18 protein-coding genes are annotated in these 18276 nt (G+C 68.0%); 15 read left to right on the top strand and 3 right to left on the bottom strand.

Annotation, left to right across the window (positions count from 1 at the left end; translation table 11 throughout):
* Nucleotides 1–51 precede the first annotated feature (51 nt).
* On the top strand, nucleotides 52–1110 hold the full coding sequence (gene trpS / locus AC2IR1_RS05515) for a tryptophan--tRNA ligase (RefSeq protein ID WP_486475279.1): 1059 nt from the start codon (nucleotides 52–54) through the stop codon (nucleotides 1108–1110).
* A gap of 14 nt (nucleotides 1111–1124) precedes the next feature.
* On the opposite strand, the gene AC2IR1_RS05520 is transcribed toward trpS, so the two are convergent.
* Both AC2IR1_RS05520 and AC2IR1_RS05525 read right to left on the bottom strand, forming a co-directional pair.
* Entirely contained in the window at nucleotides 1125–2204 is a 1080-nt protein-coding gene (locus tag AC2IR1_RS05520) for a DUF475 domain-containing protein (RefSeq protein WP_486475280.1), read from the bottom strand.
* Between the two features lie 303 nt (nucleotides 2205–2507).
* A complete protein-coding gene (locus tag AC2IR1_RS05525) occupies nucleotides 2508–3443 on the bottom strand; it encodes a LysR substrate-binding domain-containing protein (RefSeq protein WP_486475281.1) in 936 nt (311 codons plus the stop codon).
* A 162-nt stretch (nucleotides 3444–3605) separates the two neighbouring features.
* On the opposite strand from AC2IR1_RS05525, the gene AC2IR1_RS05530 reads away from it, so the two are divergent.
* From AC2IR1_RS05530 to AC2IR1_RS05570, 9 genes are all read left to right on the top strand, one after another.
* The gene (locus AC2IR1_RS05530) at nucleotides 3606–5216 is read left to right on the top strand and encodes an ABC transporter substrate-binding protein (RefSeq protein ID WP_486475282.1); all 1611 of its coding nucleotides are present in this window, start codon (nucleotides 3606–3608) and stop codon (nucleotides 5214–5216) included.
* Complete coding sequence (locus tag AC2IR1_RS05535) at nucleotides 5213–6331, top strand: NAD(P)/FAD-dependent oxidoreductase (RefSeq protein ID WP_486475283.1); 1119 nt, start codon at nucleotides 5213–5215, stop codon at nucleotides 6329–6331. The genes AC2IR1_RS05530 and AC2IR1_RS05535 overlap by 4 nt, the downstream gene beginning before the upstream one ends.
* Nucleotides 6332–6424: 93 nt before the next feature.
* A complete protein-coding gene (locus AC2IR1_RS05540; RefSeq protein WP_486475284.1) occupies nucleotides 6425–6775 on the top strand; it encodes a RidA family protein in 351 nt (116 codons plus the stop codon).
* Nucleotides 6776–6951: 176 nt separating this feature from the next.
* Complete coding sequence (locus AC2IR1_RS05545; RefSeq protein WP_486475285.1) at nucleotides 6952–7959, top strand: ABC transporter permease subunit; 1008 nt, start codon at nucleotides 6952–6954, stop codon at nucleotides 7957–7959.
* Nucleotides 7952–8875 carry an ABC transporter permease subunit gene (locus AC2IR1_RS05550; protein ID WP_486475286.1) on the top strand — a complete coding sequence of 308 codons (924 nt, stop codon included), beginning with the start codon at nucleotides 7952–7954 and terminating at the stop codon, nucleotides 8873–8875. Before AC2IR1_RS05545 ends, AC2IR1_RS05550 begins: the two co-directional genes overlap by 8 nt.
* A 4-nt stretch (nucleotides 8876–8879) precedes the next feature.
* Complete coding sequence (locus tag AC2IR1_RS05555; RefSeq protein ID WP_486475287.1) at nucleotides 8880–9701, top strand: ATP-binding cassette domain-containing protein; 822 nt, start codon at nucleotides 8880–8882, stop codon at nucleotides 9699–9701.
* Nucleotides 9698–10543, top strand: a complete 846-nt coding sequence (locus AC2IR1_RS05560; protein ID WP_486475288.1) for an ATP-binding cassette domain-containing protein — start codon at nucleotides 9698–9700, stop codon at nucleotides 10541–10543. The genes AC2IR1_RS05555 and AC2IR1_RS05560 overlap by 4 nt, the downstream gene beginning before the upstream one ends.
* Before the next feature lie 12 nt (nucleotides 10544–10555).
* Entirely contained in the window at nucleotides 10556–11689 is a 1134-nt protein-coding gene (locus AC2IR1_RS05565; RefSeq protein WP_486475289.1) for an alpha-hydroxy acid oxidase, read from the top strand.
* Nucleotides 11686–12804, top strand: coding sequence for an NAD(P)/FAD-dependent oxidoreductase (locus AC2IR1_RS05570; protein WP_486475290.1), 1119 nt, complete (start codon nucleotides 11686–11688; stop codon nucleotides 12802–12804). The genes AC2IR1_RS05565 and AC2IR1_RS05570 overlap by 4 nt, the downstream gene beginning before the upstream one ends.
* 36 nt (nucleotides 12805–12840) lie before the next feature.
* Here the strand turns inward: AC2IR1_RS05570 and AC2IR1_RS05575 are convergent, their stop codons facing one another.
* Nucleotides 12841–13728 carry a LysR family transcriptional regulator gene (locus AC2IR1_RS05575; RefSeq protein WP_486475291.1) on the bottom strand — a complete coding sequence of 296 codons (888 nt, stop codon included), beginning with the start codon at nucleotides 13726–13728 and terminating at the stop codon, nucleotides 12841–12843.
* A gap of 158 nt (nucleotides 13729–13886) precedes the next feature.
* Between AC2IR1_RS05575 and AC2IR1_RS05580 the strand changes: the two genes are divergently transcribed.
* From AC2IR1_RS05580 to AC2IR1_RS05600, 5 genes are all read left to right on the top strand, one after another.
* Complete coding sequence (locus AC2IR1_RS05580; RefSeq protein WP_486475292.1) at nucleotides 13887–14936, top strand: SDR family oxidoreductase; 1050 nt, start codon at nucleotides 13887–13889, stop codon at nucleotides 14934–14936.
* Complete coding sequence (locus tag AC2IR1_RS05585; RefSeq protein ID WP_486475293.1) at nucleotides 14933–15511, top strand: VOC family protein; 579 nt, start codon at nucleotides 14933–14935, stop codon at nucleotides 15509–15511. Before AC2IR1_RS05580 ends, AC2IR1_RS05585 begins: the two co-directional genes overlap by 4 nt.
* A gap of 3 nt (nucleotides 15512–15514) precedes the next feature.
* Nucleotides 15515–16237, top strand: a complete 723-nt coding sequence (locus AC2IR1_RS05590) for an SDR family oxidoreductase (protein ID WP_486475294.1) — start codon at nucleotides 15515–15517, stop codon at nucleotides 16235–16237.
* Nucleotides 16238–16306: 69 nt separating this feature from the next.
* Nucleotides 16307–17260, top strand: coding sequence for an aldo/keto reductase (locus AC2IR1_RS05595; protein WP_486475295.1), 954 nt, complete (start codon nucleotides 16307–16309; stop codon nucleotides 17258–17260).
* A gap of 194 nt (nucleotides 17261–17454) precedes the next feature.
* A complete protein-coding gene (locus AC2IR1_RS05600; protein ID WP_486475296.1) occupies nucleotides 17455–18189 on the top strand; it encodes a sulfite exporter TauE/SafE family protein in 735 nt (244 codons plus the stop codon).
* Nucleotides 18190–18276: the final 87 nt, after the last annotated feature.

The following is an 18276-nucleotide window of genomic DNA, read 5'->3' on the forward strand; positions in this document are numbered from 1 at the left end:
CCGGACCCTTGGCCTTTCCGCGCGGCGCCTCCCTCCCAGGGAACCCCCGCAATGACCCAGACCTTCGCTGCCCCTCAACCCGGCACCAAACCCGATACGCCCCGTGCCACCAAACCCGTCATCCTGACCGGCGACCGGGCCACGGGCGCGCTCCATATCGGCCATTACGCCGGATCGCTGCGCAACCGCCTGCGGTTCCAGGACGATCACCGGCAGTTCCTGCTGGTGGCCGACATGCAGGCGCTCACCGACAATGCCCATGACCCGGCCAAGGTCCGCCGCGCGGTGACCGAAGTGGTGCTGGATTACCTCGCCGTCGGCATCGACCCGGCCCGCACCACGATCTGCCTGCAGTCGCACCTGCCCGCGCTGGCCGAACTGTCGATGCTCTACCTCAACTTCGTCAGCGTCGCCCGGCTGGAACGCAACCCCACCATCAAGGAGGAGATCCGCGCCCGCGGCTTCGGCCGCGACATCCCCGCGGGCTTCCTCTGCTACCCCGCCGCCCAGGCCGCCGACATCACCGCCTTCCGCGCCACCGTCGTCCCGGTGGGCGAAGACCAGGCGCCGCTGATCGAACAGTGCAACGAGATCACCCGGCGCATCAACGCCACCGCCGGCCGCGACCTCCTGCCGGAGGCGCGCGCGGTCATCCCCGAAGGCTCGGGCCGGCTGCCGGGCATCGACGGCAAGGCCAAGATGTCGAAATCCGGCGGCAATGCGATCCCGCTCTCGGCCTCGCCTGACCAGATCCGCACCGCCGTCCGCGCCATGTTCACCGACCCGGGCCACCTGCGCGTCTCCGATCCGGGGCGGGTCGAAGGCAACGTGGTCTTCACCTATCTCGACGCCTTTGACCCCGACCGCGCGGGGGTCGCGGCGCTGAAACAGCGCTACCGCGAAGGGGGCCTGGGCGACGGCGTGATCAAGCAGCGGCTGGAGGAGATCCTGCAGGAGATGATCGCACCGATCCGCGCCCGCCGGCAGGCGCTGGAACAGGACCGCGCCTATGTGCTGCATATCCTGCGCGAAGGCACCGCCCGCGCGCAGGAACGGACCGAAGACACCCGCCGCGCGGTCATGTCCGGCCTCGGCCTCTTCATGCTCTGAAGGTCAGGCGAAGGTCAGTCCGCCGCGCAGTTGCGGTGGTTCCACCGCACCGAGGACCACAGCGCGAGGCCGATCAGGCCCGCGCCCACCAGCCCGGTCACGACCTCCGGGATCTCGGCGAAGGACTGGGTGAACATGACCACCGACAGGGCCAGGATGGCATAGAAGGCGCCGTGTTCCAGGTAGCGGTACTCGGCCAGGGTGCCCTTCTCGACCAGCATGATCGTCATGGAGCGCACGTACATCGCGCCGATGCCCAGGCCGATGGCGATGATGAACATGTTGGTGCTCAGCGCGAAGGCCCCGATCACCCCGTCGAAGGAGAAAGATGCGTCCAGCACCTCCAGGTAGAGGAAGGCACCCAGCCCGCCGCGTGCCACCATGCCCACGGCGTTCTTGCGCGCGTCATTCTCCCGCGCGTCGATGAACCCGCTCAGCGTCTCGACCAGAAGGAAGGTCAGCAGGCCGTAGATGGCCGAGGTCAGGAATTTCGTCTCCGCCGGCTGCGGCAGGGCCTTGGCCACCGCCAGCAGGATCGCCAGGCCGATGGCCACCTCGATCCCGCGCACCGTGGCCGACCGCGCCATGCGTTCCTCGATCCAGGGGCACCAGTGGATCTCCTTCTCCTCGTCGAAGAAGTAGCGCAGGGCGACCATCATCAGGAAGGTGCCGCCGAAGGCAGAGATGCCCAGATGGGCGTGATGCATGATCTCGCCGTAGCGGTGCGGATCGGTCGCCGCCAGCTTCACCGCCTGCCAGGGGCCGACATTGGCGGCCAGCGAAACGATCAGCAGCGGGAACAGGATGCGCATGCCGAAGACGGCGATGACGATCCCCCAGGTCAGGAAGCGGTGCTGCCAGACCGGGCTCATCGTCTTCAGCTTGTTGGCGTTGACGATGGCGTTGTCGAAGGACAGCGAGATTTCCAGCACCGCCAGCACGGTGCAGATGAACAGGAAGGGCAGGGCGCCGGGGATCGTCCCGGTATAAAGGTATCCCACCAGCGCGCCCAGCATCAGGCCCAGGGCCGTGACGATGAAAGCGCCCTTGAAGTAATGGGTCAGGCCCTTCCGGGCCGGGTCAGCGACGGGCATGTCTCTTCCTTTCGGTGGACAAGCCCACGAGGGCCGCTGGCGCGGCGTTCCTCAGGCACGGACATCTCGTCTTCACTGGATGGACCTGTCTCTGCGGCAGACGAAGTTTCAGCGCCGACATCACAAGCATGCCGCAGATGCTTGCCAGAGGGGCCCGGTCGCAAGGCCGTCATATCACGGGACTCGGGGGCGTTTTCAAGCCCCCCGTTCAAGACCCCCGCACCATGCGGTGCCGGACGGGGCTGGATCTGCGGCAGCGATGCCGCAGCGGGCGAGGGGGGCAGGCGAGGGGGCAGGCGGGGGTCAGGCGCCCAGGGGCTCGTCCTCCTGCATCTGCAGTTCCGCCCGGTCCACGTCGTAGCGGTGCAGCTGCTCGCGCAGGACCTCCACCACCCGTTCGGTGGCCATCGACGGCGGGCGGGAGGCCGGCAGCATGATCCACACGTTCATCGTGGTCAGCGGCACGACGGGGCGGCGGATCAGCTTGTCCTCTGCATAGCCCAGCCCGACGAAGGGCGGCACGATGGACACCCCGGCGCCCCCGGCCACGAAATCGCAGGCGGTTTCCGACATCGGCACCTCCACCACCGCGCGCTTCTGTACGCCGCGCAGCTGGAACGCCCGGTCGATGGTCATGATCGAACAATCGTCCCGCGCCAGCCCGACAAAGGGTTCGTCCTTCAGATCCTCCACCCGGATCAGCCGCTTGTCCGCCAGCCGGTGCCCGGCGGGCATGGCGCAGATCATCGCGAACCGCATGGCCAGTTCCGACTTCACGTTGGGGTGGTCGAAGGGCTGCACCGACAGGCCTATGTCGATCTGCTGCCCCTCCACCAGCTCGGCGACTCTCGGGCTGGAATGGCTTGCGATGGAAATGTGCATTTTCGTCTGCTGCGCCATCAGCGGGCCCAGGGCATGGGCCAGAAAACGGGCAGAAAGGGCAGGCGGCGCCGCGATCGTGACCTCGCCCCACTCGCGGTCCCGCACCGCGCGGGCCAGCTTCTGGATGCGGTCCGTGCCGGAGAAGAGACGCGACACTTCCGAGGCCAGAAGCTGCGCATCCGAGGTCGGAAGCATCCGCCCGCCACTGCGGGTGAACAGCCGGAAGCCACAGCTTTCCGTGAAGGCTTTCAACAACTTGCTGACAGCGGGCTGGGAAATGCCAAGGCGTTCTCCGGCCAGGGTGACCGATCCCGTCTCCATGACGGCGTGGAAGGCTTCGAGTTGTCGGATGTTCACGGACGGGCTCTCCGGATCTGGCGTAACATGAGGTCTGGTTATGAAGTCGGTACAAATAGCGATTTGACAATCATGTTAACTGGCGGCTCGCATGGCGTCATCCGGAAAAACCCGCGGGACCACGACAACGATGCCCCAGATGCGAAACAGGAAGGTACTGAAATGAATAAATTGGCATATCTGTGCGGCGCGGCGGCGCTGGCGCTTGCGGCCCCGATGGCCCAGGCCCAGGTGCTGACCGTCTGCCTTGAAGGCGCGCCCGAGGTGTTCAACCCCGAACTGACCAGCAATGGCACCACCGCCTACGTGCTGGGCCAGATCTACGATGGCCTCGTCTCCGTCGAACGCGGCGGGTCGGAAATCGAGCCCGCCCTGGCCGAAAGCTGGGACGTCTCCGAAGACGGGCTGACCTACACGTTCCACCTGCGCCACGACGTGACCTGGCAGTCCAACGACGCCTTCACGCCGACCCGTCCGTTCAACGCCGATGACGTGATGTTCACCTTCCACCGGATGATGGACACCGACAATCCCTATTACGAGGTGTCGGGCGGCAACTACCCGACCTTCAACGCCAAGCTGGCCGACAACCTGGCCTCGGTCGAAAAGGTCGATGACTACACCGTCGCCTTCACCCTGAAGTCCCCGCTGGCGGCCTTCATCGGCACCATGGCGCATGGCTCGCTCGGCATCACCTCGGCCGAATATGCCGATGCGATGATGGAAGCGGGCACGCCCGAACAGCTGGACCTGGCGCCGATCGGCACCGGCCCGTTCCAGCTGCAGGCCTATCAGACCGACGCGATGGTCCGCCTGCTGCCCTTCGCGGACACCTGGGGCGCGGCCATCGGGGACGACCTGCGCACGCCCATGGTCGATGCGGTGGTCATGGCGATTTCCGGCGACGCCACGGTGCGACTGCAACGCGCGCTGGCGGGCGAATGCCTGATCGGGCTCTACCCCAACCTCGCCGACAAGGAAACGATCGAGGCCTCCGACACCGTCGATGCGGTGCAGACGCCCGTGCCGTCGACCGGCATGCTGCACTTCAACTTCAAGGACGAGAAGTTCCAGGACGTCCGCGTGCGCAAGGCCCTGGCCGAAGCCATCGACATGAAGAACTTCGTCGACGTGGTCTATTCCGGCATGGGTCACCTGACCGGCGCCGTGGTGCCGCCCGCGCTCTGGGGCTCCGCCTCCGACATCGGCCCCTGGGCCTATGACCCCGAGGATGCCAAGAAGCTCCTGGCAGAGGCAGGCTACCCCGATGGCTTCGAGACCGAAGTCTGGGCGATCCCCGTGTCCCGCCCCTACATGCCCAACGGGCGCCGCGCGGCGGAAATCATCCAGGCCGACTGGGCCGAGGTGGGCGTGAAGGTCAACATCGTGACCTACGAATGGGCCGAATACATCCAGCGGGCCCGCGCGGGCGAGGCGCAGGTCGGCATGTTCGGCGGCATCTACGACTTCCCCGATCCCAGCCAGATCCCGAACAACTACCTGACCTGCTCCGCCGACGGCACGACCGCGCCGTCGAACATCGGCGCCTGGTGCGATCCGAAGTTCAACGAGGTGATGACCGAAGCGGGCTCCATCACCGACCAGGACGAGCGCATCGCGCTCTACCACGAAGCGCAGCAGATCGTGCATGACGAAGTGCCGGTCATCGTGCTGGGCGGGGCGGATACCATCACCGCGGTGAATACCTCGGTGAAGGGCTACAAGCCCGCGGTCTTCGGCTCCGCACGGCTGTCGGGGGTGACCGTCGAATGAAAGTGACAGTGATTGGCGCCGGGATCCTCGGCGCCAGCACGGCCTACCACCTGGCCCTTTCGGGCCACGAGGTGACCGTCATCGACCAGGAACACCAGGGCAAGGCGACGCTTGCGGGCGCGGGCATCGTCTGCCCCTGGGCGACCAAGGTGGATGAACCGGAATGGTATCGCATGTATGCCTCCGGCGCCGCCTACTACGATCAGCTGATCACGGATCTTGCCGCGCGCGGTGAAACCGACGTGGGCTACCGCAAGGTCGGCGCGCTGGTGACCGCCGAAGATCCGGCCGACTATGCCGCCGCAGGGGATCGCCTGGCGACGCGCACCGCCGATGCCCCCGAAAGCGGCGGGTTCGAGGAAATCACCCCGGCCGAGGCGCAGCAGAAGTTCCCGCCGATCAACCCGGCGTTCAAGGCCTTCTGGGTCCCCGGCGGGGCCCGCGTGAACGCCCGGCAGCTGGCTCCGGCCATGCTGCGCGCCGCCGTGGCGCTTGGTGCGACCTTCCTGAGCGACCTTGCCACGCTGGAGCTGGAGGGCACGAAGGCCCGGGTTCTCGACGGGCGGGGGGAGGAGATCCCCTCGGATCAGATCATCGTCACCGCCGGGGCCTGGGCCAGCCAGATCCTCGCGCCGCTCGGCCTGTCGCATCCGGTGAAACCGCAGCGCGGCCAGATCCTGCACTTCGGCATGAAGGGCGCGGATACCTCGCGCTGGTCGGTGCTGCTGCCCATGGCCAGCCATTACCTGCTGGCCTTCGACGACAGCCGCGTCGTGGTGGGCGCCACCCGCGAGGATGGCAAGGGCTTCGACTACCGCGTCACCTGCGAGGGCCAGCACGAGGTGCTGACCGCCGCGCTGCGCTATGCGCCCGGCCTGGCGGATTCGACCCTGATCGAGACGCGCATCGGCTTCCGCCCCGCCCCGCCGGGCCTGCGCCCGATCCTCGGTCCCGTTCCGGGCATCGAGGGGCTGATCCTGGGCAATGGCCTGGGTGCGGCCGGCCTCACCATCGGTCCGTTTGCGGGCCGACAGCTGGCGCGCATTGCCACGGGGGAGGCGCCCGAAGTGGCGCTGGACCCCTATTTCCCCACCGCTTCCATCCCCGCCGCCTAGGCGGGGACCACTCACGCGAACGACCCGAATAACAAGCTTGAATACCAAGCCCGAAGAACAAGCCCGAATAACAAAGACGAACGGACAGACCCAATGATCCAACGCCACAACGCCCGCCCGCATCTGCATGGCGCCACCGTCCACAACGGTGTCATCTACTGCTCGGGCCATGCAGCCACCAACCTCGACCTCGACATGAAGGGCCAGACGGAAGAGATCTGCGCCAAGCTCGACACCCTGCTGGCCGACCTCGGTTCGGACAAGTCGAAGATCCTGCAGGCCCGTGTCTACCTGTCGGACATGTCCGCAAAGGCCCAGATGAACGAAGCCTGGATGGCCTGGATCGACGCCGCCGACATGCCGTCGCGCGCGGCCATCGGCGGCTGCGACCTGGGCGATCCGAAGCGGCTGGTGGAAATCGTGGTGACTGCCGCGCAGGCCTGACCCCACCCTGATCTGGCTCTGGCCTGATCTGGCCCAGACCTGATCTGGCCCATCAACTCCCGCGCGGTCTATCTCCCCTCTTTCGGCCGCGCTGACTTCCGGGCCGCTTTCCCCCCTTCGGGAGCGGCCCGGATTTGTCCCTTCCCAAGACCGACCTTCCCCGAAAGGACGCCTCCTTGCTCCGTTACCTCGTCGGAAAGCTCGCGATCCTGATCCCGACCTTCTTCGGGATCACCATCGTGGCTTTCGGTTTCGTCCGTGTCCTGCCCGGCGATCCGATCATGCTCATGGCCGGGGAACGCGGCCTGACACCGGAACGCCATGCCCAGCTGATGGCGCAATACGGTTTCGACCGCCCGCTCTGGCAACAATACCTCAGCTACCTGGGCGACCTGTTCCATGGCGACCTGGGCACCTCCATCGTGACCCACCGCCCCGTGGTCGAGGATTTCCTGACCTTCTTCCCCGCCACGGTCGAACTGGGCCTCTGCGCCATGATCCTCGCCATCTGCATCGGCCTGCCGCTGGGCGTCATCGCCGCGGTGAAACGCGGCAGCTGGTTCGAACAGATCTCCATGTCGGCGGCGCTGGTGGGCTATTCGATGCCGATCTTCTGGTGGGGGCTGCTTATGATCATCCTCTTCTCCGGCATCCTGGGCTGGACGCCGGTCTCCGGGCGGATCTCCCTCATGTACTACTTCCCGCAGGTGACGGGCTTCATGCTGATCGACAGCGTCCTGTCGGGCCAGAAGGGCGCGTTCCTGTCGGCCGTGTCGCACCTGATCCTGCCCTCCATCGTGCTGGCCACCATCCCGGCGGCGGTCATTGCACGGCAGTCGCGCTCCGCCATGCTGGAGGTGCTGTCGGAAGACTTCGTGCGCACCGCCAAGGCCAAGGGGCTGGGGCCCGCGCTGGTCGTCGGGCGGCATGCGCTGCGCAACGCGCTGATCCCGGTGGTCACGGTGATCGGGCTGCAGGTCGGCTCGCTCATGGCCGGGGCCATCCTGACCGAGACGATCTTCTCCTGGCCGGGCATCGGCAAGTGGATCGTCGATTCCATTTCCAAGCGTGACTACCCGGTGGTGCAGGGCGGGCTGCTGGTCATCGCCGCGGTGGTGATGATCGTGAACCTGATCGTGGACCTGCTCTATGCCGTCATCAACCCGAGGATCCGACATGGCTGATCCCGCGACCCCCCAAACTTCCGAGCCAACCCTTGCCCCCGAAACGGGCACCACCCGCGCGGCGCTCGCGGCCTTCTGGGCCGACTTCCGGCGCAACCGCGGGGCGGTCATCGGGCTGGCGGTCATCGTGCTGCTGGTCTTCGTGGCGCTGCTGGCGCCGCTGCTGGCGCCCCATGATCCCACGCACCAGTACCGCGATGCCCTGCTGATCCCGCCCGCCTGGACGGGGCAGGGCCACGCCGCCCACCTGCTGGGCACCGATGCCCTGGGCCGCGACATCCTCTCCCGGCTGATCTACGGCTCCCGCTACTCGCTGCTGATCGGGCTGATGGTCGTCACCATCGCGCTGACCGGCGGGATCACCATCGGCGTGATCTCCGGCTACTTCGGCGGCTGGGTCGACACGGTGATCATGCGGGTGATGGACGTGATCCTGGCCTTCCCCTCGCTGCTGCTGGCGCTGGTGCTGGTGGCGATCCTGGGCCCGGGGCTGACCAATGCGATGATCGCGATCGCGCTGGTGCTGCAACCGCATTTCGCCCGCCTCGCCCGCGCCAGCGTGATGAACGAGAAGGGCCGCGAATACGTCGTGGCCGCCCGCATCGCAGGGGCGTCGAACCTGCGGCTGATGGTGCGGACGATCCTGCCCAACTGCCTGGCGCCGCTGATCGTGCAGGGTACGCTGTCCTTTTCCACCGCGATCCTGGATGCCGCCGCGCTTGGCTTTCTGGGCCTGGGCGCACAGCCGCCCACGCCGGAATGGGGCACCATGCTGGCCGATGCGCGGGAATTCATCCTGCGCGCGCCCTGGGTTGTGACCTTCCCCGGCCTCGCCATCCTGGTCACCGTGCTGGCCATCAACCTGTGCGGCGACGGCCTGCGCGATGCGCTCGACCCGCGCCTGAAAAGGGGCTGACGCGATGACGACACTCCTCGAAATCCGCAACCTGACCGTCACCTTCGACACCGCAACCGGCCCGCTGAAGGCCGTCTCCGGCATCGACCTGCACGTGGATGCGGGCGAAGTGCTGGCCATCGTCGGCGAGAGCGGCTCCGGCAAATCGGTCGCGATGCTGGCGGTCATGGGCCTTCTGCCCGACACCGCCACCGTCACCGCCGACGTGATCCGCTTCGACGGCACCGACCTGCTGGCGCTCTCCCCCCGGGACCGCCGCCGCATCATCGGGCGCGATATCGCGATGATCTTCCAGGAACCCATCGCCTCGCTCAATCCCGCCTTCACGGTGGGCCTGCAGATCGGCGAGGTCCTGAAGAAGCACCAGGGCATGAACCGCGCCGCCCGGCGCGCCCGCACCCTGACCCTGCTGGAGGCGGTGGGACTGCCCGACCCGGTAGGCAAGCTCTCGGCCTTTCCGCACCAGATGTCGGGCGGCCAGTGCCAGCGGGTGATGATCGCCATGGCCATCGCCTGCGCGCCGAAGCTGCTGATCGCCGACGAACCCACGACGGCGCTCGACGTCACGATCCAGAAGCAGATCCTCGACCTGCTGATGGACCTGCAGGAGGCATCGGGCATGGGCCTGATCATGATCACCCACGACATGGGCGTGGTGGCCGAAACCGCCGATCGCGTCATCGTCCAGTACCAGGGCGTCAAGCGGGAAGAGGCGGATGTGCTCTCCCTCTTCGAGGCGCCGCAGGACAGCTATACCCGCGCGCTGCTTTCGGCCCTGCCGGAACGGGCAGAGGGCGGCCCGCTTTCGGGGGTGGACTTCCGATGACACGCTACGTGCTGGAGGCAAAGGGCCTCATCCGTGACTACCCGGGGCGGGGCGGTTTCCTGAAGAAGCCCGCGCCGGTGCGCGCGCTCAAGGGGGTCGACCTTGCGCTGGAACAGGGCACGACCCTGTCGGTGGTGGGGGAATCTGGCTGCGGCAAGTCCACGCTGGCCCGGATCCTGACCCTGATCGACCCGGCCACGGCGGGCGAGTTGCTGATCGACGGCCAGTCCGTCGACATCGCCCGCCACCGCCCCGCGGCCGAGGTGCGGCGCAAGGTGCGCATCGTCTTCCAGAACCCCTACGGTTCGCTCAACCCCCGCCAGAAGGTCGGCGATGCCCTGGCGGAGGAGCTGATCCTGAACACCGACCTCCCCGCCGAGGACCGCCGCCGGCGCACCGGCGACATGCTGGAACGGGTGGGCCTGCAACGGTCCCACGCCGGGCGCTACCCGCACATGTTCTCCGGCGGGCAGCGGCAGCGGATCGCGATTGCCCGGGCGCTGATGGTCAACCCGCGCATCCTGATCCTGGATGAGCCCGTCTCGGCGCTCGACCTGTCCGTGCAGGCGCGGGTGCTGAACCTGCTGGCCGACCTGCAGCGCGAATTCGACCTGTCCTACATCTTCATCTCCCACGACCTTTCGGTCGTGCGCCGGATTTCCGACCGGGTGATGGTGATGCAGGCGGGCGAGGTCGTGGAACGCGGCACCCGGGACGAGGTCTTCGGCAACCCCACCCATCCCTACACGCGGCAGCTCCTGGCCGCGACACCCACCACCAACACGGACGCCATCCGCCAGCGGCTTGCCCGCCGCGCCGCCCTGCGCGCCCGGGTCAGCTGAAAGGATCCAAAGATGCTCGACGAAGAACAGGAAGTCCGCCGCGACGACCGCTACGCGACCGCGCAGAAGTTTGCCTCCATGCAGGGGATCCGCGCCGCGGCGCGCAAGAACCTCTCCGACATGGTCTGGAACTACATGCACTGCGGCACCGGGGACGAGGTGACGGCGCGCGCCAATGTCGCCGCCTTCGACGATTACCTCTTCGAGGCGCCGCTCTTCGCCGGCATCGCCAACCCCGACACCTCGACCCGGGTCCTGGGCCACGACCTGTCCTTCCCGGCCTTCACCGCGCCCTTCGGCGGCGGCGAAACCCTGTTCCACCCCGACGGCATGTGCGCCGTGGGCCGCGCCGCCCATGAGGCCGGGATCAAGCAGTTCGTCCCCGTTGCCGCCGGTCATTCGCTGGAAGACGTCCGCGCGGCTTCGCCCGCCGCGCTGGTCTTCCAGCTGACCTTCGTGGGCGAGGAAACCCAGGTCCTCGACATGATGCACCGGGCAAAGGACGCAGGCTACGAATACATCTGCGTCACCTATTCCCCGATCCGCCAGTGGCGCGAACGGATGATGGAGGACCGCTTCTCCATGCCCGGCGCGGGCAAACCCGCCAACTTCGGCCCCGGCAAGTCTGATCAGGCCATGCTTCAGGAGCTGCTGGATTTCACCCGGCCCCGCTGGACATGGGAACAGGCCGCCCGCGTCATCGCGCAATCTCCGCTGCCCTGCATCGTCAAGGGCGTCAGCAGCCGGCGCGATGCCACTGCCGCGCTGAAGGCCGGGGCGCAGGGGCTCTACGTCTCCAACTACGGCGGTCGCACCATCGACAGGGAACCGGCCTCGATCTCCACCCTGGAAGAGGTCCGGCAGGAGGCAGGCCCGGATGTCCCCGTGGTCTTCGACAGCGGCATCCGGCGCGGCTCCGACATCGCCACCGCGCTGGCGCTCGGCGCGGATGCGGTGCTGCTGGGCCGGACCTGTGCCCTGGGCCTGGCCGCAGACGGGCAGGCCGGGGTGAAACGCGTCCTAGACCTGCTGCGCGACGAATTCTGGACCACGCTCGGCCACCTCGGCTGCGCCAGCGTCGCCGATCTCTCGCCCGAGGTCTTCCGCTCCCGCCCGCAGGCCCACGCGCCCCGGGCCCGCACATGAAGATCGCGGTCCTCGGCGCGGGCGCCATCGGTGCCAATATCGCCCATCGTCTGGCCGTGCGCGGCGCCGACGTGGTGCTCATCGACGGGCGCGCGCCGGGCTCCGGCACCAGCGGCGCCTCCTTCTCCTGGCTGTCCTCCTTCCCGCAGCTCTCCTGGGCCGAAGACCCGGGTCGCCGGGTCCTGCGCCTGTCGGTCAACGCCCGCTTCGACCGCCTGGCAGAGGAACTGGGCGGCGACTGGCTCGACTGGTGCGGCACGCTGACGGTCGAAAGTGCCGTGCCCGATTTCGACGCCGCCGTCGCCCGCTCCGCCGAGGCGGGCGCGCAGATCGACGTGCTCGACGGGGCGCAGCTGGCCGCCGTCGCGCCGCAGCTGCGCCTGGCCGAAGGCGAACGCGCGGCCTTCGAACTGCGCTCCGGCTGGGTCGATGCCCCGGCGATGATCGAACAGCTGATCCGGGTCTTCCGCCTGTCGGGGGGCACCCTGCGCCTGGGGCAGGATGTGACGGGGATCACCCGCACCGGCAGCCGGGTGACCGGCGTGATCCTGGCCGATGGCAGCCGGATCGGCACCGACCTCGTGATCAACGCGGGCGGGGCCTCGGCCACCCATATCGCGGCCATGGCCGACCTTTCGATCCCGATGGAGCTGGTGCCGGGGATGATGATCTATGCCGGGGCAGGGCAGCCCGACCTGCCGCGCCACGTGGTGAACGGGGCGGGCTGGCTGATCCGGCCCGACCGGGCGGACGGCACGGCGATCCACTGGCGCGGCGAAGGGCTGACCTCGGTGCATGGCAACAACGGGGCCGATGCCGGGGCCATGCTGGCCGATGTCGCCCGCGCCGTGCCCGCGCTGGCCGGGCTTTCGCCCGCGCGGCAACGCATCGGCATCCGCGCCATTCCCTTCGGCGGGCCCGTCGTCGGCGCGCTGCCCTGGCTGGAAGGCTACTATTGCGCCGTCTCCCACGGCGGCATCGGCTGGGGCCCGATCTGGGCGGAACTGGCCGCGCGCGAAATCCTCGACGGGGAAGAGGTGCCCGAACTTGCCGGCCTGCGGCCCGCGCGCTTCTACCTCGACGTCACGCCGTCGATGATCCCGCTGCCGTCCTGAGGGGCACCCCGACCGGCCCTTTCCGGCCCTTTCCGCCTAGGCCCCTTCCGAAAGGGCCTTTCCCAGGTAATCCACCAGCGTCTTCAACCGCCGGGATCCATGCATGCGGGGGGATACGGCGTAAAGGTTCGTGGCCTCGTCCGTGAAGGGATCCAGCACCGGTTCCAGCCGGCCCGCGCGGATGTCCTCCTCCACGTCGAAGCCGGATTTCAGCACCACGCCCGCCCCGGCCACGGCCCAGTCGCGCAGGGTCTGGCCATCGTTCACCTGCCGGTCGCCGCTGACCCGCACCCGGAACCGCCGGTCACCCTCGCGGAAGGTCCAGGTCGCCTGGGTTTCCCCCGGCGGGCTCAGCACCAGGCAATTGTGCTGCGACAGTTCCTGCGGATGGGCCGGGCGGCCCGCGCGATCCCAGTAGGCGGGGGCGGCGCAGACCTGCTTGCGCCCGCGCAGCAACAGCCGCGCCGTCAGTTCCGAATTGCGCAGCGGGCCCGTCCGCAGACCCAGGTCGAAACCGCCCTCCACCAGATCGACCAGACGGTCGCTCAGGAACAGCTGCACCGTCAGGCCCGGGTGGGCGCGCATGAAGGCATCCAGCAGCGGCGCGATGCGCTGGCGGCCCAGGTCGTTGGTGGCCGTCACCCGCAATTCGCCGCTCAGCGGGCCTTCGGCATCGCTGCCCGCCATCACCTCTTCGAGATCTGCCAGGATCCGCCGGCTGCGATCCAGGAACCGCTCCCCCTCGGGCGTCAGCGACAACTTGCGCGTGCTGCGCAGGACCAGCTGCGTGCCCACCTGCTCCTCCAGCCGCTGCAGGCCCAGTGTCACCGTGGATGGCGCCACCCCCCAGCTGCGCGCCACCGCCGACAGGCTGCCCTTCTCGGCCACGGCCACCAGCAGGCGCATCATCTTCAACGTGTCCATTGTTCGATTTCCTCGAAAGGTCCTGTGCTGCGCCTGTCTATTCCCTTCCGCCGCCGAAAACTACCTGATGGCAGGAGAACCGCCAGCCTCCTGCGCGGCCTCCTCGCCTCAACGGGTGGGAGCGCTCCCGGAAGCTGGCCAGAATACAAGGAACGACCATGTCCACTCCACATGCCCTCGTTGCGGGCGGCCTCGGCGTGATCGGGCGCAACCTGGTGACCCACCTGGCCGACGACCTCGGCTGGCAGGTCACGGCGCTGTCGCGCCGCTCGCCCGATTTCGATACCGCCGCGCGCTACCTCTCCGTCGATCTGCTGGACGAGGCGGCGACCACGGCCTCCCTGGCCGAAGCCGGGCCCTTCACCCATGTGCTCTACGCCGCCTACCAGGAACACGAGGATCCGCAGAGGCAGGTCCAGGCGAACCTCGACATGCTGCGTCACTGCGTGACGGCGGCCGAAGCGGCCTCTCCCGATCTTGCCCGCGTGGTGCTCTTCGAGGGGGCGAAATACTACGGCGCCCACCTCGGCGCCTTCCCGACGCCCGCGCATGAAGACGACCCGCGGGTCATGCCGCCGATGTTCTACTACGACCAGGAAGACTGGCTGACGGCGCAGCGGCAGGGCAAGTCCTGGGATGCCCAGGTGCTGCGCCCCGACGTGGTCTGCGGCTTTGCCATCGGCAATCCGATGAACCTCTCGATGGTCATCGCCGTCTATGCCGCGATCTGCAAGGAACTGGGCCTGCCGCTGCGCTTCCCGGGCTCTGTCGCCTGCTACGGCAAGCTGGCGCAGGTCACCGACGCGGCACAGCTGGCGCGCGGCGCTGCCTGGGCTGCCACCGAAGCGCCGGGCGACACCGCCTACAACCTCACCAACGGCGACTGCTTCCGCTGGTCGCACCTGTGGAAACGCATCGCCGCCCATTTCGACATGGACCCGGGCGAACCCATGCCGATCTCCCTGACCGAAATGATGGCCGACAAGGGCCCCCTCTGGGAGCGCATCAAGGCGAAGCACGGCCTCCTGGACGTGCCCTTCGAAAAGGTCGCCGCCTGGGGCTTCGGCGACTTCATCTTCAACTGCGACTGGGACGTGCTCTCCTCCACCACGCGCATCCGCCAGGCGGGCTTCTCCCGGACCGTCGACAGCGAAGAGATGTTCCTGGCCCTCTTTGACGAATTCCGAGACCGCAAGGTGATCCCATGAAAGACCAGACCACACCCCAGAGCCTGACCGCCACGGCCAACTTCCGCGGCATCGAACATATCGGCATCACCGTGCCCGACCACGCCGCCGCCGTCGCCTTCTTCCGGGAGGCCTTCGGCGCCCAGGTGCTGTTTTCCCTGACCGACAAGTCCCGCGACCCCCTGCCGGGGCAGGAGCTGGAGGACAAGAACGGCCTGCCGCGCGGCCGCGCCATCACCGCCGTCTCCATGCTGCGCTTCGGCAATGGCGCCAACCTCGAAGTGTTTGAAATCGACCGGCCCAAGGGCGACGGTGACATCGGGATCGAGATGATGGGCATCACCCACTTCTCCGTCACGGTCGAAGACATCGACGCCGCCTCCGCCGCCTTCGAAGCGGCAGGCGGGCAGCTGCTTGACGGGCCCTACGACCTCTCCGGCCAGGAAGAGGGGCCGGGCAACCGGGGCCGCTTCGGCCTGACCCCCTGGGGGCTGCTGGTCGAATTCGAACAGTTCCGCTCTCCCATGCACTACGATGGCAATCCGGGCGCCCCGCGCTGGCTGCCCGATCCCGTCGATCCAAAGAAGGAGGACTGAGACATGAGCATCGCAGGACAGGACGTACTGGTCATCGGCGGCTCTTCCGGCATTGGCTTCGGCGTGGCGCAGGCCGCGTTGCAGGCCGGGGCGAAGGTCACCATCGCGTCGCGCTCCGCCGACAAGGTCGCGGCGGCGGTCGACAGGCTGGGGCAGGGCGCCCCGGAGCAGGAGGTCAAGGGCACCGTGGCCGACACCGGCGATGTCGCAGCCCTGGAAGAGCTCTTTGCCGACCGCAGCTTCGATCACGTCTACTGCTCGGCCGCCGCGACCAAGGTCGCCGCGGTGAAGGAACTGCCGCTGGCGCAGGCCTACGGGTCCTTCGATTCGAAGTTCTGGGGCGCCTACCGGCTGGCCCGGGCGGCCCGGATCAACGCGGGCGGCTCGCTCACCTTCACCTCCGGCTTCCTCTCGGTCCGGCCGAAGCCCGGCGCGGCGATCCAGGGCGCGATCAATGCCGCCCTCGAAGGGCTGACCCGGGGGCTGGCGCTGGAATTCGCACCGGTGCGCGTCAACTGCATCTCCCCCGGTCTCGTGCAGACCGAAATGTACGACACCCTCGAAGGGGACGGGCGCAAGGCCATGTTCGACGGCGCCGCGGCGAAGCTGCCCACGGGCATGGTGGGCAAGCCCGAACATATCGCCATCCAGGCGCTGGCGCTGATGGCCAACCCCTACATGACCGGTTCGACCGTCTTCGTCGAAGGCGGCGGGGCGCTGGTCTGACCGGCAGCCGCCGATCCCGCTTTCAAAGCCCGAACCCATTTTTCCCCAATGTTACAAGGAGGAAACCCAATGAAGAAATCCGCACTCGGCACCACGGGCCTCTCCACGGCCCCCATCGTCTTTGGCGGCAATGTCCTTGGCTGGACCACGGACGAGGCGCAAAGCTTCCGCGTTCTCGATGCCTTCGTCGATCACGGCTTCGACACGATCGACACCGCCGATGTCTATTCCCGCTGGGCCGAAGGCCATGAAGGCGGGGAATCCGAAACCGTCCTGGGCCGCTGGTTCGCGGCCCGTCCGGGGATGCGCGACAAGATCACGCTCTTCACCAAGGTCGGCTCCGACATGGGCGGCGAAGGCGAAAAGGGCCTTGGCCGCGACTGGATCCTGAAGGCGGTGGACAAGTCGCTGGCGCGGCTGAAGACCGACGTGATCGACCTCTACTTCTCCCACTGGCCCGACGACAGCGTCACCCACGAAGAAACCCTTGGTGCCTATGACACCCTGCTCAAGGCGGGCAAGATCCGCGCGATCGGGGCGTCCAACTACGACGCCGCGCTGCTGTCGGCGGCGCTCGACACCTCCGATGCCAAGGGGCTGCCCGCCTACGGCGTGGTGCAGCCGGAATACAACCTCTATGACCGGGGCGCCTTCGAAGGGCCGCTGCGCGACCTCTGCCTGCAGCGCAACATCGGCGTGGTGACCTACTTCAGCCTCGCGGCGGGCTTCCTGTCGGGCAAGTACCGGACAGAGGCCGACCTGGCGGGCCGCCAGCGCGCCGGCATGGTCGAAAAGTACCTGACCGAACGCGGCATGCGCCTGCTCGACGTGCTGGAAGACGTGGCGGGCGCCCATGGGGTGAAACCGGCAGAGGTCGCCCTGGCCTGGCTCATCGCCCGCGAAGGGGTCACGGCCCCGATCGCCAGCGCGACCACCGTGGAACAGGTCGAAAGCTTTGCCACCGCCGCCACCCTGGCGCTGTCGGACGAAGACCTTGACCGGCTGACCGCCGCCGGGGCCTGATGCCCGCACCCGTCGGGGGAGGCCGGCCGCCGGCCCCTCCTGACGGCAAGGCTCCCGGAAGCACTCCGGAAGCAGCCCCTCGGATGTCCCCCCGGGATGTCCAGTTTCCCCGGGCAAATGCCCTCCGGGTCGCCGCTGCCGGCGGCGGCCCGCGCCCCGCCTCTGCCCTGACCCGGGCCAACCCGGAAAGCTCCATGACCGAAGACCTCCTCCTCCTGCTTGCCGCGCTGATCGTCGGCGCCTCCAAGGGCGGGCTGGCCTCTGCCGCGGCGATCGCCGTGCCGATGCTGGCGCTCTTCATGAACCCGGTGCGCGCGGCCGCCATCCTGCTGCCGGTCTATATCGTGACCGACTGGATCGGTGTCTGGCTCTACCGCAAGGATTTCTCGAAGCGGAACGTGCTGATCCTCGTGCCGTCCATCCTGCTGGGCGTGGCCATCGCCACCCTCATCACGCCCTATACCTCCGAAGCCATCCTGCTGATCTTCACCGGCTGCATCGGGCTTTGGTACATCGCCCGCGCCTGGCTGAAACGCGGCACCCACGAAAAGACAGAGGCACGGATCCTGCCCGGCGTCTTCTGGGGCACGCTGACCGGCATCGCCAGCTTCATCACCCACTCCGGCGCGCCGCCCTCGCAGGCCTACCTGCTGCCGCAGCAACTGCCCAAGCTCACCTTCGCGGGCACCATCGCCATCAGCTTTGCCATCGGCAACCTGGTGAAACTGCCCGCCTACTGGGCGATCGGCCAGCTCGACGGGCTCAACTGGTGGCTCATCGCCGGGCTCTGCGTGGCCGGGATCCTCGGCACCTTCGTGGGCCGCTACCTCACCAACCGGATGCCGCAACAGCTCTACATGCGGGTCATCCAGATCATGCTGCTGATCCTGTCTGTCATCCTGCTGATCCGCGGCGTCCTGACCTTCTAGGTCTCCACCACTCACGGAACGCCCGGTTGCCCTGTCCCCCCCCTTTCCGGCGGGGGCAGGGCGCTGATGCCTTGCACCGCGCGCATG

It is taken from the genome of Pseudooceanicola sp. NS-SX8 (assembly GCF_057380755.1).

Bases quoted from the DNA above. Each gene is read 5' to 3' on its own strand.
- trpS (WP_486475279.1), top strand. From the start codon at position 52: ATGACCCAGACCTTCGCTGCCCCTCAACCCGGCACCAAACCCGATACG.
- AC2IR1_RS05520 (WP_486475280.1), bottom strand. From the start codon at position 2,204: ATGCCCGTCGCTGACCCGGCCCGGAAGGGCCTGACCCATTACTTCAAG.
- AC2IR1_RS05530 (WP_486475282.1), top strand. From the start codon at position 3,606: ATGAATAAATTGGCATATCTGTGCGGCGCGGCGGCGCTGGCGCTTGCG.
- AC2IR1_RS05535 (WP_486475283.1), top strand. From the start codon at position 5,213: ATGAAAGTGACAGTGATTGGCGCCGGGATCCTCGGCGCCAGCACGGCC.
- AC2IR1_RS05540 (WP_486475284.1), top strand. From the start codon at position 6,425: ATGATCCAACGCCACAACGCCCGCCCGCATCTGCATGGCGCCACCGTC.
- AC2IR1_RS05550 (WP_486475286.1), top strand. From the start codon at position 7,952: ATGGCTGATCCCGCGACCCCCCAAACTTCCGAGCCAACCCTTGCCCCC.
- AC2IR1_RS05555 (WP_486475287.1), top strand. From the start codon at position 8,880: ATGACGACACTCCTCGAAATCCGCAACCTGACCGTCACCTTCGACACC.
- AC2IR1_RS05560 (WP_486475288.1), top strand. From the start codon at position 9,698: ATGACACGCTACGTGCTGGAGGCAAAGGGCCTCATCCGTGACTACCCG.
- AC2IR1_RS05565 (WP_486475289.1), top strand. From the start codon at position 10,556: ATGCTCGACGAAGAACAGGAAGTCCGCCGCGACGACCGCTACGCGACC.
- AC2IR1_RS05570 (WP_486475290.1), top strand. From the start codon at position 11,686: ATGAAGATCGCGGTCCTCGGCGCGGGCGCCATCGGTGCCAATATCGCC.
- AC2IR1_RS05575 (WP_486475291.1), bottom strand. From the start codon at position 13,728: ATGGACACGTTGAAGATGATGCGCCTGCTGGTGGCCGTGGCCGAGAAG.
- AC2IR1_RS05580 (WP_486475292.1), top strand. From the start codon at position 13,887: ATGTCCACTCCACATGCCCTCGTTGCGGGCGGCCTCGGCGTGATCGGG.
- AC2IR1_RS05585 (WP_486475293.1), top strand. From the start codon at position 14,933: ATGAAAGACCAGACCACACCCCAGAGCCTGACCGCCACGGCCAACTTC.
- AC2IR1_RS05590 (WP_486475294.1), top strand. From the start codon at position 15,515: ATGAGCATCGCAGGACAGGACGTACTGGTCATCGGCGGCTCTTCCGGC.
- AC2IR1_RS05595 (WP_486475295.1), top strand. From the start codon at position 16,307: ATGAAGAAATCCGCACTCGGCACCACGGGCCTCTCCACGGCCCCCATC.
- AC2IR1_RS05600 (WP_486475296.1), top strand. From the start codon at position 17,455: ATGACCGAAGACCTCCTCCTCCTGCTTGCCGCGCTGATCGTCGGCGCC.